At 29.1% G+C, this 13,277-nt stretch carries 15 protein-coding genes; 6 read left to right on the top strand and 9 right to left on the bottom strand.

The window, feature by feature from the left end; all coding sequences use genetic code 11:
• Window positions 1–90: 90 nt before the first annotated feature.
• On the bottom strand, window positions 91–867 hold the full coding sequence (locus ACY2RW_RS04980) for a choice-of-anchor V domain-containing protein (RefSeq protein WP_490121600.1): 777 nt from the start codon (window positions 865–867) through the stop codon (window positions 91–93).
• A gap of 289 nt (window positions 868–1,156) precedes the next feature.
• Between ACY2RW_RS04980 and ACY2RW_RS04975 the strand changes: the two genes are divergently transcribed.
• Complete coding sequence (locus tag ACY2RW_RS04975; protein WP_490121599.1) at window positions 1,157–1,540, top strand: 6-phosphogluconate dehydrogenase; 384 nt, start codon at window positions 1,157–1,159, stop codon at window positions 1,538–1,540.
• Complete coding sequence (locus ACY2RW_RS04970; protein ID WP_490121598.1) at window positions 1,533–2,081, top strand: acyl-CoA thioesterase; 549 nt, start codon at window positions 1,533–1,535, stop codon at window positions 2,079–2,081. Before ACY2RW_RS04975 ends, ACY2RW_RS04970 begins: the two co-directional genes overlap by 8 nt.
• Window positions 2,082–2,173: 92 nt before the next feature.
• Here ACY2RW_RS04970 and ACY2RW_RS04965 read toward each other — a convergent pair whose 3' ends face one another.
• From ACY2RW_RS04965 to ACY2RW_RS04940, 6 genes are all read right to left on the bottom strand, one after another.
• A complete protein-coding gene (locus ACY2RW_RS04965; RefSeq protein ID WP_490121597.1) occupies window positions 2,174–2,596 on the bottom strand; it encodes a thioesterase family protein in 423 nt (140 codons plus the stop codon).
• 127 nt (window positions 2,597–2,723) lie between these two features.
• Window positions 2,724–3,581: a DUF5777 family beta-barrel protein gene (locus ACY2RW_RS04960; protein WP_490121596.1), complete on the bottom strand. Its 858-nt coding sequence runs from the start codon at window positions 3,579–3,581 to the stop codon at window positions 2,724–2,726.
• Between the two features lie 3 nt (window positions 3,582–3,584).
• Window positions 3,585–4,130, bottom strand: a complete 546-nt coding sequence (locus tag ACY2RW_RS04955) for a YceI family protein (protein WP_490121595.1) — start codon at window positions 4,128–4,130, stop codon at window positions 3,585–3,587.
• An 11-nt stretch (window positions 4,131–4,141) separates the two neighbouring features.
• Window positions 4,142–4,558, bottom strand: a complete 417-nt coding sequence (locus tag ACY2RW_RS04950; protein ID WP_490121594.1) for an OB-fold protein — start codon at window positions 4,556–4,558, stop codon at window positions 4,142–4,144.
• 4 nt (window positions 4,559–4,562) lie between these two features.
• A complete protein-coding gene (locus ACY2RW_RS04945; RefSeq protein ID WP_490121593.1) occupies window positions 4,563–4,910 on the bottom strand; it encodes a c-type cytochrome in 348 nt (115 codons plus the stop codon).
• 128 nt (window positions 4,911–5,038) lie between these two features.
• Complete coding sequence (locus ACY2RW_RS04940) at window positions 5,039–6,136, bottom strand: LytR/AlgR family response regulator transcription factor (protein WP_490121592.1); 1,098 nt, start codon at window positions 6,134–6,136, stop codon at window positions 5,039–5,041.
• 135 nt (window positions 6,137–6,271) lie between these two features.
• On the opposite strand from ACY2RW_RS04940, the gene ACY2RW_RS04935 reads away from it, so the two are divergent.
• Genes ACY2RW_RS04935 through ACY2RW_RS04925 form a run of 3 tightly spaced genes read left to right on the top strand, consistent with a single transcriptional unit; the run spans window position 6,272 to window position 8,145 of the window.
• The gene (locus ACY2RW_RS04935) at window positions 6,272–6,709 is read left to right on the top strand and encodes an OB-fold protein (protein ID WP_490121591.1); all 438 of its coding nucleotides are present in this window, start codon (window positions 6,272–6,274) and stop codon (window positions 6,707–6,709) included.
• The gene (locus ACY2RW_RS04930) at window positions 6,702–7,247 is read left to right on the top strand and encodes a YceI family protein (protein WP_490121590.1); all 546 of its coding nucleotides are present in this window, start codon (window positions 6,702–6,704) and stop codon (window positions 7,245–7,247) included. Before ACY2RW_RS04935 ends, ACY2RW_RS04930 begins: the two co-directional genes overlap by 8 nt.
• Window positions 7,237–8,145 (top strand): DUF5777 family beta-barrel protein, encoded by a 909-nt coding sequence (locus tag ACY2RW_RS04925; RefSeq protein WP_490121589.1) that lies wholly within the window; start codon window positions 7,237–7,239, stop codon window positions 8,143–8,145. Before ACY2RW_RS04930 ends, ACY2RW_RS04925 begins: the two co-directional genes overlap by 11 nt.
• 156 nt (window positions 8,146–8,301) lie before the next feature.
• On the opposite strand, the gene carB is transcribed toward ACY2RW_RS04925, so the two are convergent.
• Together carB and rpmH are read right to left on the bottom strand one after the other, a co-directional pair.
• A complete protein-coding gene (carB, locus tag ACY2RW_RS04920; RefSeq protein WP_490121588.1) occupies window positions 8,302–11,157 on the bottom strand; it encodes a carbamoyl-phosphate synthase large subunit in 2,856 nt (951 codons plus the stop codon).
• A gap of 108 nt (window positions 11,158–11,265) precedes the next feature.
• The gene (gene rpmH / locus ACY2RW_RS04915) at window positions 11,266–11,427 is read right to left on the bottom strand and encodes a 50S ribosomal protein L34 (protein WP_088352940.1); all 162 of its coding nucleotides are present in this window, start codon (window positions 11,425–11,427) and stop codon (window positions 11,266–11,268) included.
• 228 nt (window positions 11,428–11,655) lie between these two features.
• Here rpmH and pyrG point away from each other — a divergent pair, with 228 nt between their 5' ends.
• The gene (gene pyrG, locus ACY2RW_RS04910) at window positions 11,656–13,269 is read left to right on the top strand and encodes a CTP synthase (RefSeq protein ID WP_490121587.1); all 1,614 of its coding nucleotides are present in this window, start codon (window positions 11,656–11,658) and stop codon (window positions 13,267–13,269) included.
• Window positions 13,270–13,277: the final 8 nt, after the last annotated feature.

Raw genomic sequence — 13,277 nt, 5'->3', positions numbered from 1 at the left:
GAAGTGATGCAAATTTACTTTAAAAAAATTCCACAAAAAAACCGATTGCAATAAATACAATCGGTTTTAGTTTAAAAATTTAATCCCAATTTAATTTTTTATAAATTTTTGGCTTCCAATTTTACCATCGGAAACAATTTTTAATAAATAAATACCAGAAGTTAGGTTGCTTACATCTATAGCTTCATTAGATTTTGTAATCTTTTTACTTAACGCTACTCTACCAACTAAATCATAAAATTGTACAGTTGCTTCATTAACTTCTGATGATAACTGAATCTGCAATCTATCTGAAGCTGGATTTGGATACATATCAAAATCTAAACGTCTTGCTTCTGAAATACTTAAAGATGGTGATGAAGTAGAGGCAGTAACCACTTGATCTTGATTGTTAAAACTACCTTGTCCACTACTTGCGTTTACAGCTGTGTAAAATGTAACTTTACCCAAATCTGAAGAAGGAGATCTCCATGTAAAAGACCAATTACCACTTGAAGAAGGTGATGAATGTGTAATTGCTTTATTACTATTTACTGTTCTAGAGCCAGAACCAGCAGTAAAACTACCAATTTTAGTGTTAGATGCATTTTCTGCAGTTAACTGAAAACCTAAAGAGCTTGAACTTGATGATGTATTAATGTTAATAGTATAATCTGTATTTAATAAATAACCTGTAACAGGTATATTTGTTGTAATTTGTGCACTAGCATTAGAAACTGGTCCTGGATGACATGCTGCACAAGTATTACCACCATCTCCTGGAGAGCCAGATCTTCCTTCACTTCTTCCTCCAGAACTAGACATTAATAAAAATGCAGAAACTGGAATGAGTAATAAAATAAATTTAAAAATGTAGTTTTTTTTCATCTGTAATTAGTTTAGGTTTATAATAAAAATTTAAAAGTTGTTAGTGATTTTATAAAATTACAGAAAATTTCACAAGAAATTCCACTTTTCAGTGTTAAATATCATTACAAAACACTAACTTTTATAAACTTACAATAACAGTGTAAATAAATAATATTTACAAATAAAAACCCAAAAAAGAATGATAAGAGGGAAAAATGGGACTTAAAAAGGAAAAAAACAATTTAAAAAAACATGCATTTTAGTTAAAAAAGGTTGCTTTAGAACATCATAATTGTATTTTTGATGTATGAAAAAAATAATTGGCGTTTTAATAACAGCATGCTTCCTATTGGTAGTTTTATATTATCTTTTTATCTACTTTGTTACTTATAGTACTGGAGTAAGGTCTGGAGAATTAATAAAAATAAGCAGAAAAGGAGTTTTAGTAAAAACTTGGGAGGGAGAAATAAGTCAGGGTATTTCTGGAGCTCAAATTTTTACTTTTTCTGTAGAAGACAAAAATGAAGCTGTTGTAAATGCTCTTCAAAAATATCAAGGAAATTATGTAAAATTGACTTACAAAGAACGTTATGCTACTTTTTTCTGGTTAGGAGATACCAAATATTTTATAACAAAAGTAGTTCCTGAACAGTCGCCTCATTTTAGACAAAAAAACTTAAATAATGACTAAATTTAAACATATTAAAGAATCTCAGCTTACTATTACAGAATTAATGTTGCCTTCTAATTCTAATTTTAGTGGTAAAATTCATGGAGGCTATATTTTAAATTTAATGGATCAAATTGCGTTTGCTTGCGCCTCTAAACATTCTGGTAATTATTGTGTTACTGCTTCTGTAAACAAAGTAGATTTTTTAAATCCCATAGAAGTTGGTGAATTGGTTACTATGAAAGCCTCTATAAATTATACAGGTAGGACATCTATGGTAGTAGGTTTGCGTGTTGAGTCTGAAAACATAAGAACTGGTCAAAAAAAACATTGCAACTCTTCTTATTTTACAATGGTTGCTAAAGATGAAAACGGAAAAAGTGCACCTGTACCAGGTATTATTTTAACCTCAACAAATGAGATTAGACGTTTTGCTAGGAGTATTACTAGACAAAAAGAAGGTAGACATAGAACTTCACGTTTTAGCAGTAAAGTTTTTAAAACTGAAGAATACAAACACTTATTAGAAAATAGTAATTCTAAAATAGTAATTCTAAAATAGAATTGGCTAAAAAATAAGTTCTAAAAAAAAGGAATCGTTAGCTACAAAAAAATAAATTTTAAACTTATTTATTGTTTATGCTAACGATTTTCCTATCCAACTTTTCTATAGGTCGTATTTTTTATAAACTGATTACAAATAATTTTTGGAGGTTTTATATTTTTCCAAGAATTATAATCAAACCAATAAATTTCTCTTTTTACAATTGTACATAATTCTTTTTTCTGATTGTAAAAATGTATATCAATATTCATTTTCTCATCTTCTAAATCAAGAGATTTAAAATGAAGTTCTACCGTAAATTTTTCTGTAAACATTAAATATTGATATTGTGTTATTTGATCCTTTTTCTTTTGTATCCCTACTTTTAGAGTATTCATTTTTAGCTTAGTAAAACCATTTACAAATAAAAAAGTTTCTACTTGTCTAGAAGTATATCTTAAAAAAGCGGCATTTTCCATCACCATAAAATCATTAACATCTTCTCCTTTTACAGAATAAGTTCTTTGAAACATATACATATTATTTTAAGCTCTCTGTAATACACAGAAAGTTATTAAAGAGCTTGTTACATCGTTTTTTTATAATAAATTGAAATGTAGCAAGTTGTTCTCTATATCTATTTTTTTGAATACTAAACTCTTAGAATGTTCTTGAAAGATTAAAACCTAAGTGTATATCTCCACCAAAGAAATTCCCTGTTGTTTCTGTTATAAAAGCTTTTTCTACCATACGTCTAGAGTTTGCTAAAATAATTTGAAAAACATGGCCTCCAGTTTCTATATCTACACCAAATGCTAATGAGTTTCTAGCTGCAATAGATTTTAACCTATTAAACTGAGGAAAATATTCCGCATTTAAAGAAACTCGTTTACTTAATTTAACTCTTGTACCTAAACCTAAAGCAAAAATATCATGTGGGTCTGCAAAAGTATCTGTTAAATTTCTGTGTATGTAAGTTGGTGTTAACTGGAATGATAATGAAGAATTTACCTTTCTTGCAATTAAAACTTGTGCTGTATAAAATAAACTTTCTGCAAAAGACCTTTCAGAACCAGATATTGCTTTTTCGCTTTTTGCAGCTATACTTCCAAAAAGGGAAATGGCAAAAGGAAAAGACTTTGCTCCTGTTTTTTGTTTTACAAGACTGTATTTTAAAAAGCCTTCATATGTTTTTTCTACACTTGCTCTACTTAAACCTACTGTTAAATTATTTGTGAAACCATACTCGAAAGAAAAACGAATGTTGGAAATATCTAAACCAAACAAATCTTCTATTCCATTATTTATGGCTCCAAATCTATGGGCAATAATAAATTCTAATTCGCTTTTTTTTCTATTTTCTATAGAATGTCCGTTTACAATTCTGGTTCCTTTAAAAGTAGCAGACACAATATTTTTTGTTTCTGGTGTTTCAGCATCTAAAACATCTAATAAATCTTGGGCAGACAATTGTAAACTTAGTAAAATTACAAAAGTGGTGGTCAGTATTTTCTTCATTTTTTACTTTTTGTATGGTTGGTGGTTAAAGTTGAAACTTACTTTTATTTTTTCTGCAATATTATTTTTTACAACAGATGGTATTTCTATTCCAAAATCAGATAAATTTATAAAGAAATCTCCAGTCATAGTTATAGCGTCTGCATTCTTTGTAGTTTGCGCTTCTATAACCATTTCTTTTGTTTTACCATGTATTGATAGCTTCCCCTTTATTTTCACTGTAGTAGCTGTCTCTGAAACAGTATCAAGATTTAGAATTTCTCCTCTAAAAGTAGCTTTCGGATATTTGTCAGATTCTACATAATTCTCATTAAAATGTTCTTGCATTAATGCTTTTTCAAACATAAAAGATTTCATTAAAATAGAAATTGCCATCTGTTTTTTTGTAACATCTACAATACTTAAAACTTGACTATTTTTAGCCTCTATATTTTCCATTGGCGATTCTGAAAAGAAAGAAATTATTCCGTTTTTGGTTAAATATCTTTCTTGTGCATTTGCAAAAGACACTAAAAAAAGTGCTATAAATACGATATATATATTTTTCATTTTATTCATTTTTAATTAATAATTACACATTTTACAAGAATTACATCCATTAAAAAACCTGTACAGATTCCTTTTAAGGATATGTCTTGCCCAACAGAAACATCAGAAATTTTCTTTGTTTCTTCTATTGTAAGATGACATAAAATCGTTGCGAAATCATCATTTGTTTTTAAAGTTATAATTCCTTTCCCATCTTCAGTTTTCACATTAGAAACAACACCTTTTACTTGTACTATTTTTTCTAAGTATTTTGAGTTGACTAATGTTTCATCCGAAGAAAAATCTGTTAAAATTTCATCGGCAGTTAAAGTAATATCTGCTTTTTCATCTGCCACATTTACATGAGGCTTGTTGTACATTTTATAGGCTACAAAAGCACCTAAAAGTCCTAAAATTAATATCGAAATTATGATTTTTTTTGCTTTCATAATTCTAATTATTTAAAGCACCTTCATTTACCCAATCTACAATTATTTTAATTTGAGAATCTGGCAAAGCACCACTTTGTGGCATGGTACCATTACCAACTCTTACTTTTACTCTCTCTGCTCTTGCTTTTACCTCATCAAAAGTTGTTAAGTTTGGAGAAAACCCTCCACTAGGAGAATGGCAAACAGTACATTTAGCGTCTATAATTGGTTTTACATCACTTTTAAAAGATATTTTTACGTTTGGATCTGGTGTTTCTAATTCTTCTGCTACATTTGAGATACACGAAAATGAAAGAAAACTTGCTGCCAGTGCAAAGAATACATTCTTAAATTTTAATAAGTTTTTCATTGGTTATTGTTTTTAAGGTTTGACACTGTAAAGAAACCAATTTAATACTTTTAAAGCATAATTTAGTTATATGAAGAGGAAAAAGAAACATTAAAAAGGAAAAAAAAGACTTGAATAGTTCTCAAAAACTACATATTTAGCCATTGTTTAAATTCCGCTGCTTTATTTTTACTTATGATAATTTCTTCGGATGTTTTAGATTGTAACAAAATTTTAAGTTGACTATTTCCGTATTTAATAATCTTATCTATAGCTGCAATACTTATAATAAATTGTCTATTTGCTCTAAAAAAAAGAATAGGGTTTAGTTGTGCATACATATCATCTAAGCTTGCATTTGTAGTAGATCTTTTACCATCAAAACAAAGTACATAAGTAATTGTGTTTTCTGTATAAATACAAGCAATTTCTTTAATAGGTATTGGCACTAACTCATTTCTTACATAAGTTAATATTCTTTGTTTTTCTATTTCAGAAGTTTCTTCTTTAACATCATTTTCATTAGAAACATCTACTATTTTTTCTTTATAAGAAACCAGATCTGTATTTAATTTAGATAAATTAATTACTTCTGATGCCAATGTAGAGTTTTTTAATTCTAATTGTTTTTCATAAGCACTACCTATAACTCTAACTGCTAAAAAAGACAGTAGAATAACCAAAATACCCATGATTAAAAAAATAAGATAAAAATTTGTTTTTAAAGCGTTTAATTGCGCATTAATATTATTAATATTTACATGTGCAGCAACTATTAAATCTGCATTTTTTAATGGAGCAATATGAATTATTTCTGATTTATTTTTTGATGAACTTGCATTTCTATTTACTAAGACATCATAGAAATCATCAGAACTATTATTGTCTTTTAAAGAAGCTAACAAAGTTTGGTTAGAATTTACCTCTTGCCCAACATTGGTAATATCTGGGTGACTAACCTCTTTACCACTCCAATCAAACACACTTATAAACCAGCTATCTTCATTATAGTTTGATATTACTTGCTGTATGTTATTAATAATTTGGGCTTTCTTAATTCCTGAAGACAATTGAAAATCCATTAATTTGGCAACTTCATTTGCCTCTCTTTTACTAGATGCAACCTGAGCTTCTATCAATTGGTTTGCACTTACTTTTATAAAATATTGTGAAGCTATAGCAGCAACAAACAAAAAAATTATTGCAATAGATAAAAAAGTTAAAAAATATAATTTGTCTTTTTTCATAATTAATAATAGTGTCGAAATATACTATATATTATTCTTTTTCTTTAAAAGTTTTCCTCTTTAAGCGTATTTTTTCCTTTTTAATAATATTTTTTTCTTTAATGCTACTAAAATTGTTTTCTTTGATTTAGAATTATGAAAACAAAAAATAAATTCTTTATTATTATTGTTATTGCTTTAATAGCTATTAATGCGTATAGCTTTTTATTCCCTTATTTTTCAAATTCAGAAAAAAATCTTGAAAATGTAAACTCAGAAATCACATTAAATTCTGATGATTTAGTAAACTCTTACCTTAAAAATGAAAAAAAATCTAATACACTTTATGCAGGTAAGATTATAGAAGTAGTTGGTTTTGTAAAAGAAATTACTTTTTTAAACAACAGAAATACAGTAATATTGTATACCAAAAATCATAAGTATGGTGTTATTTGTGATCTACACTCGAGCCAGACTAAAAAAATAAATACACTACAAAAAAATCAAAAAATTCGTGTAAAAGGAATCTGTAAAGGTTTTTTAAAAGACATAATCCTATTAAACTGTTATATAGACTTAGAACCAAATGAATAAACTACTTCCTATTCTCTTATTGTTTACTTTTTTTGTTGATTTAGATTCTAAAGAAAATCAATTTATTGCACGTCAAGGTCAAGTTTCTTTTTTTTCTTATACCTCAGTAGAAAATATCGAAGCTAAAAACAACCAAGTATTAAGCATCCTAGACATTGATAAAAATGAGATTGCAGTAAGTATGTTAATGCGTGCATTTGTATTTAAAAAAGATTTAATGTACGAACATTTTAATGAAAGTTATATTGAATCTGACATTTATCCAAAAGCAAATTTTGAAGGGAAAATTATAGGTTTTGATGCTACCTTAAAAAAGCAGACCAAAATAATTAGAGGTACACTTACCATTCACGGAATTGCTAAAAAAGTTGATATAAAAACAGAAATAAACAATACAAATAGTGTGTACAATTTAACTGGAGAAGTAAGTGTTTTAGTTAAAGATTTTGATATTAAAATACCACCTATTTTAGCTAGTAATATTGCAAAAACCATTTCTATAAAATTCAATTTTCAATACCAACCTTATGAAGATTAAAAACAGCTTAAAATTTGTTGTAATTGTTTTTACAATTTTTACTTCTTCTACATATTCACAAAGTCTATTAGATAAATTAGACAAGGAGTTTAAAAATAAACCTATTTATGAAATAGCCACTTTTAAAACCACAAGAATTGGACTTAATCACTCTATAGAAACCAGAAAAAAAGGGGCTTTACAAATCTCTTTATACAATAGATATTGGGATACACCCAATGCAAAAAGCCAACGTTTTTTAGCAGATAAAGTTACAACACGTTATGGACTGGACTATGCTTTTTCTGATAGGTTTACCTTTGGTATTGGATACACAAATTTTGATAAAATTACTGATGGCTTTTTTAAGTACAGATTATATCAACAAAAAATAGACTCAAAAAAAATGCCTTTTAGCATTACTTTACTTCAAACTTTTTCTCACATAAAAATTGAAAATGCAAATGCTAATTTATATTCAAATAATGGTTCTGCTAACAAATTTGCATATACATCGCAAGTTTTAATTGCTCGAAAAATGAATTCTTCATTATCCCTACAAATTGCTCCTACGTTTATTATAAAAAGCACCAGTTCTAAAAACAACGATCCAAAAAATCAATTTGCCATTGCTTTTGGAGGAAGACATAAAATAAACAAGCACACGAGTATTGTATCTGAATATTTTTATGTAACAAACCCAATAAAATCTATAACTACTTATAACACATTTATGGCTGGTATAAACTGGGAAGTAAGCGATTTAATGCTACAATTTTATGTAACCAATGCTGTTAACTATGCAGAAGATACTTTTATAACACAAACCTTTAACAACTTTAACTTTAAAGATCCAAATCTACATTTTGGCGTAAATGCTACCTTTATTTTACATACTAGAAAGAAAAAATTGAAGTAATTTTAAATATTTTTTTTATTAAAAAAGTAGCTTCTAATTAAATGACGTATTTAATAATGCTAATTTAGTAGAGTAAAAAAGTATACTTAAAAACATGCAAAAGACAAAAAAAAAGCATCCATTCATGAATGCTTTTTAAATATTAAATACATGTTCTTATTTACTCAAATACATCTTTCTACGAGAGTATAAATCATAAAAATTATCATCTTTTAAACTGTCTATAAATAAAATGCTTTCTCCAGTAGATTTCATTTCTGGTCCTAATCGCTTATCAACATTTGGAAATTTATTAAATGAAAATACAGGTTGTTTAATTGCATAGCCATCTAATTGTGGTTTGAAATTAAAGTCTGTTACTTTCTTTTCTCCTAACATCACTTTAGTAGCATAATTTACATAAGGTTCTTTATAGGCTTTTGCTATAAAAGGAACAGTTCTTGATGCTCTTGGATTTGCTTCAATAATGTATACAGTATCATCTTTTATTGCGAATTGAATGTTAATTAAACCAACCGTTTTTAATTCTCTTGCAATGGTATGTGTATGATCTACAATCTGTTGCATTACTAAATCGCCTAAATTAAAAGCTGGTAAAGTAGCGTTAGAATCTCCTGAGTGAATTCCACAAGGTTCTATATGCTCCATAATACCTATAATATACACATTTCCATCTGCATCACAAATAGCATCTGCTTCTGCTTCTATAGCCCCATCTAAATAATGGTCTAACAACAATTTATTTCCTGGCATTCCACGTAATAAATCAACAACGTGTTCTATCAATTCTTCTTTGTTAATCACAATTTTCATTCCTTGCCCACCTAAAACATAAGAAGGTCTTACTAAGATTGGAAAGTTTAACTCATCTGCCAAAGCCAAAGCTTCATCAGCAGTTTCTGCGATACCAAATTCTGGATAAGGAATATTATTTTCTTTTAACATCGATGAAAATCTTCCTCTATCTTCAGCAATATCTAGAGCTTCAAAAGAAGTTCCAATGATTTTAATTCCGTATTTTGTTAGCTTTTCTGCTAATTTTAAAGCAGTTTGTCCTCCTAATTGTACAATAACACCTTCTGGTTTTTCATGTCTGATGATGTCATAAATATGTTCCCAAAAAACAGGTTCGAAGTATAATTTATCAGCAGTATCAAAATCTGTAGAAACCGTTTCTGGATTACAGTTAATCATTATGGTTTCGTAACCACATTCTGCAGCTGCTAAAACCCCATGTACACAACAATAATCAAACTCAATTCCTTGCCCTATTCTGTTAGGTCCAGAACCTAAAACAATAATTTTCTTTTTATCTGATACTACACTTTCGTTTGCAATGGTAATTTCTCCATCAGCAGTTTCAATCTCATTTTCGAAAGTTGAATAATAATAAGGTGTTTTTGCTTCAAACTCAGCAGCACATGTATCTACTAACTTGTAAACACGCTGTATTTTTAGTTCCTCTCTTTTATTATATACTTCGCTTTCAAAACAATCTAGCATGTGGGCTATTTGTCTATCTCCATAACCTTTTTGCTTTGCTTCTAACAATAAATCTCTTTCTATAGTATCAATAGTAAATGAAGAAATTTCTTTTTGTAATTGAAACAACTCTTCATATTGCTTTAAATACCACATATCAATTTTAGTGATATCGTAAATCTGAGTTAAAGGAATTCCTAAAGCAATTGCGTCATAAATAGCAAAAACTCTATCCCAACTTGCATTGGTTAATTTTTCTATAATTTGATTGTAATTTGTATATCCTTTACCATCTGCACCTAAACCATTTCTCTTAATTTCTAGAGATTGAGTGGCTTTGTGCAATGCTTCTTGAAAAGAACGTCCAATTCCCATTACTTCTCCAACCGCTTTCATTTGCAGACCTAAAGTTCTGTCAGAACCTTCGAATTTATCAAAATTCCAACGTGGTATTTTTACAATCACATAATCTAAAGTTGGCTCAAATAAAGCAGATGTAGATTTTGTAATTCCGTTTTCTAATTCGTCTAAAGAATACCCAATGGCCAATTTTGTTGCTACTTTTGCAATAGGATATCCTGTTGCTTTAGAAGCTAAAGCAGATGAACGTGAAACACGAGGATTAATTTCAATGGCAATAATATCTTCTTTTTCATCTGGAGAAACTGCAAATTGTACATTACACCCACCTTCAAAATCTCCAATAGAACGCATCATGTGAATTGCCATATCACGCATTTTTTGATACGTTTTATCAGACAACGTCATTGCTGGAGCAACTGTAATAGAATCTCCTGTATGAATACCCATTGGATCCATATTTTCGATAGAACAAATAATTACAACATTATCGTTTTTATCTCTTAACAATTCTAATTCGTACTCTTTCCAACCCATCATTGCTTTATCAATCATCACTTCATGAATTGGTGATGCTTCTAAACCTCTTCTTAATAAATCGTCAAAATCTTCTGCTTTGTAAACGATAGATGCTCCTGCTCCACCTAGAGTATAAGAGGAACGAATTACCAAAGGAAAACCAAATTCTTGTGCAATTTCTTTTCCTTTTAAGAATGAAGTTGCAGTGGCTTGTGGTGCCATAGGCACACCAATTTGTCCCATCAATTCTCTAAATTGCTCTCTATCTTCTGTAACATTAATTGCGTTGATATCAACACCAATCATTTTTACGTCAAAATCTTTCCAAATTCCTTTATCATCTGCTTCAATACATAAATTTAATGCAGTCTGACCACCCATTGTTGGTAAAACAGCATCAATCTGAGGATGCTCTTTTAAAATTTGAATGATAGATTTTGTCGTTAATGGCAACAAATACACATGATCTGCCATAGATGGATCTGTCATAATAGTTGCTGGGTTGGAATTGATTAAAATTGTTTCGATTCCATCTTCTCTTAAAGAACGTAAAGACTGAGATCCAGAATAGTCAAATTCACAAGCTTGACCGATAACAATTGGTCCAGATCCGATAATTAAAATTGATTTGAGGTCTTTTCTTTTTGGCATTGTAAGTTGTTGTGTTGTTTAGTTTTACAAAAATAGTTAGTGCTTAGATATAAAAAAAGGTGTTACTTAAAAAAGTAACACCTTATATATTAACAATTGTTAATCATTTTATCTTTTATGTCTAGTTTCAGATGAAACAGAAATTTTCTTTCTTCCTTTTGCTCTTCTACGAGCTAATACTTTTCTACCATTAGCAGAAGCCATTCTCTCTCTGAAACCATGTTTGTTTCTTCTCTTTCTCTTTGATGGTTGGTACGTTCTTTTCGGCATTATTATGTATTTTTAAAAGTCTTCTTTATTAAATTTTGTTTGCTTTCCGATTTTACTCCTCAAAAGCGTGGGCAAATATACAACTGTTTTTATTTATGGCAAATAGTATTTTAAAAAAAATAAAAATATTTTTTAGATGTTAAAAACAACATTTTCTTAAAATGTTTTTCTTCTTTTTATTTGACAGAATTTTTAGAGTTAGTACTTTTGCGCAAACCTAAAGTAACCATGCACAATACTAAATACGTTTTTGTAACAGGAGGCGTAACATCATCACTTGGAAAAGGAATTATTGCAGCATCATTAGCCAAATTACTGCAACAAAGAGGCTTTTCTGTAACCATTCAAAAATTAGATCCTTATATTAATATAGATCCAGGAACTTTAAATCCTTACGAACATGGAGAGTGTTATGTAACAGATGATGGTGCAGAAACCGACTTAGATTTAGGTCATTATGAGCGCTTTTTAAATATTCCAACTTCGCAAGCTAACAATGTAACTACAGGTAGAATTTATCAATCTGTAATAGATAAAGAGCGAAAAGGAGATTTTTTAGGAAAAACAGTTCAAGTTATTCCTCATATTACTGATGAAATTAAGCATCGAATTCAACTTTTAGGAGAAACTGGCGATTATGATATTGTTATCACAGAAATTGGTGGGACAGTTGGTGATATTGAGTCTTTACCTTATGTAGAGTCTGTAAGACAAATGTTGTGGGAAAAAGGAGAAGAAAATGCCATTGTAATTCACTTAACATTAGTCCCATATTTAGCTGCTGCTGGAGAGTTAAAAACAAAACCTACCCAACACTCTGTAAAGATGTTGATGCAAAGTGGTGTAAGTCCAGATATTTTAGTCTGTAGAACAGAACACGAAATTTCTGATGACATTAAACGTAAATTAGCATTGTTCTGCAATGTTAAAAAAGAAGATGTCATACAATCTATAGATGCAGAAACTATTTATGATGTTCCTAACTTAATGTTAGATGAAGGTTTAGATGAAGTTGTTTTAAAGAAACTACACTTATCATCAGAAAAACAACCTGAACTAAAAGTTTGGAACGAGTTTTTAAGAAAACATAAAAACCCTACTTCTGAAGTTGAAATTGCATTAATTGGTAAATATATTGAGTTACAAGATTCTTACAAATCAATTACAGAAGCTTTTATTCACGCAGGCTCATCTAATGAAACTAAAGTAAATGTACGTTGGGTACATTCAGAGAGTTTAACACCAAAAAATTACGAGAAAAAATTAAAAGGTGTAGATGGTATTTTGGTTGCTCCTGGTTTTGGTGATAGAGGTATTGATGGAAAAATAAAAGCAGTTCAATACGCAAGAGAAAATAATATTCCTTTTTTCGGGATTTGCTTAGGAATGCAAATGGCGGTTATTGAGTTTTCTAAAAATGTTTTAGGCTTAGTAGATGCATTTTCTACAGAAATGAAAAAAGACTGTAAAAATCCTGTCATTAATATTATGGAAAGCCAAAAAGACGTGACAGAAAAAGGAGGCACAATGCGTTTAGGAGCTTGGAATTGTAAATTATCTCCAAATTCTAAAATTTATGATGCTTATCAAAAAGAATTAATTAGCGAACGTCATAGACATCGTTATGAATTTAATAATGAATACAAAGACCAAATTGAGTTAAAAGGCATGAAAGCAACTGGAATTAATCCAAAAACAGGATTGGTAGAAGTCGTGGAAATCCCTGCTCATCCTTGGTTTGTTGGTGTACAATATCATCCAGAATATAAAAGTACGGTTTTAAACCCTCATCCTTTATTTGTAGATTTTATTAAAGCTGCTTTAAAGTATTCTAAACAATAAGACACTAA

The sequence above is a fragment of the Polaribacter sp. 2305UL8-11 genome (genome assembly GCF_058147165.1).
Note: the sequence above shows the minus strand (reverse complement) of the source record. Positions and strands in the feature narration are given on the sequence as shown.

What these genes read in the sequence shown, in the direction of transcription:
- ACY2RW_RS04980 (WP_490121600.1), bottom strand. Translation starts at nt 867, where the DNA reads ATGAAAAAAAACTACATTTTTAAATTTATTTTATTACTCATTCCAGTT.
- ACY2RW_RS04975 (WP_490121599.1), top strand. Translation starts at nt 1,157, where the DNA reads ATGAAAAAAATAATTGGCGTTTTAATAACAGCATGCTTCCTATTGGTA.
- ACY2RW_RS04970 (WP_490121598.1), top strand. Translation starts at nt 1,533, where the DNA reads ATGACTAAATTTAAACATATTAAAGAATCTCAGCTTACTATTACAGAA.
- ACY2RW_RS04965 (WP_490121597.1), bottom strand. Translation starts at nt 2,596, where the DNA reads ATGTTTCAAAGAACTTATTCTGTAAAAGGAGAAGATGTTAATGATTTT.
- ACY2RW_RS04960 (WP_490121596.1), bottom strand. Translation starts at nt 3,581, where the DNA reads ATGAAGAAAATACTGACCACCACTTTTGTAATTTTACTAAGTTTACAA.
- ACY2RW_RS04955 (WP_490121595.1), bottom strand. Translation starts at nt 4,130, where the DNA reads ATGAAAAATATATATATCGTATTTATAGCACTTTTTTTAGTGTCTTTT.
- ACY2RW_RS04950 (WP_490121594.1), bottom strand. Translation starts at nt 4,558, where the DNA reads ATGAAAGCAAAAAAAATCATAATTTCGATATTAATTTTAGGACTTTTA.
- ACY2RW_RS04945 (WP_490121593.1), bottom strand. Translation starts at nt 4,910, where the DNA reads ATGAAAAACTTATTAAAATTTAAGAATGTATTCTTTGCACTGGCAGCA.
- ACY2RW_RS04940 (WP_490121592.1), bottom strand. Translation starts at nt 6,136, where the DNA reads ATGAAAAAAGACAAATTATATTTTTTAACTTTTTTATCTATTGCAATA.
- ACY2RW_RS04935 (WP_490121591.1), top strand. Translation starts at nt 6,272, where the DNA reads ATGAAAACAAAAAATAAATTCTTTATTATTATTGTTATTGCTTTAATA.
- ACY2RW_RS04930 (WP_490121590.1), top strand. Translation starts at nt 6,702, where the DNA reads ATGAATAAACTACTTCCTATTCTCTTATTGTTTACTTTTTTTGTTGAT.
- ACY2RW_RS04925 (WP_490121589.1), top strand. Translation starts at nt 7,237, where the DNA reads ATGAAGATTAAAAACAGCTTAAAATTTGTTGTAATTGTTTTTACAATT.
- carB (WP_490121588.1), bottom strand. Translation starts at nt 11,157, where the DNA reads ATGCCAAAAAGAAAAGACCTCAAATCAATTTTAATTATCGGATCTGGA.
- rpmH (WP_088352940.1), bottom strand. Translation starts at nt 11,427, where the DNA reads ATGCCGAAAAGAACGTACCAACCATCAAAGAGAAAGAGAAGAAACAAA.
- pyrG (WP_490121587.1), top strand. Translation starts at nt 11,656, where the DNA reads ATGCACAATACTAAATACGTTTTTGTAACAGGAGGCGTAACATCATCA.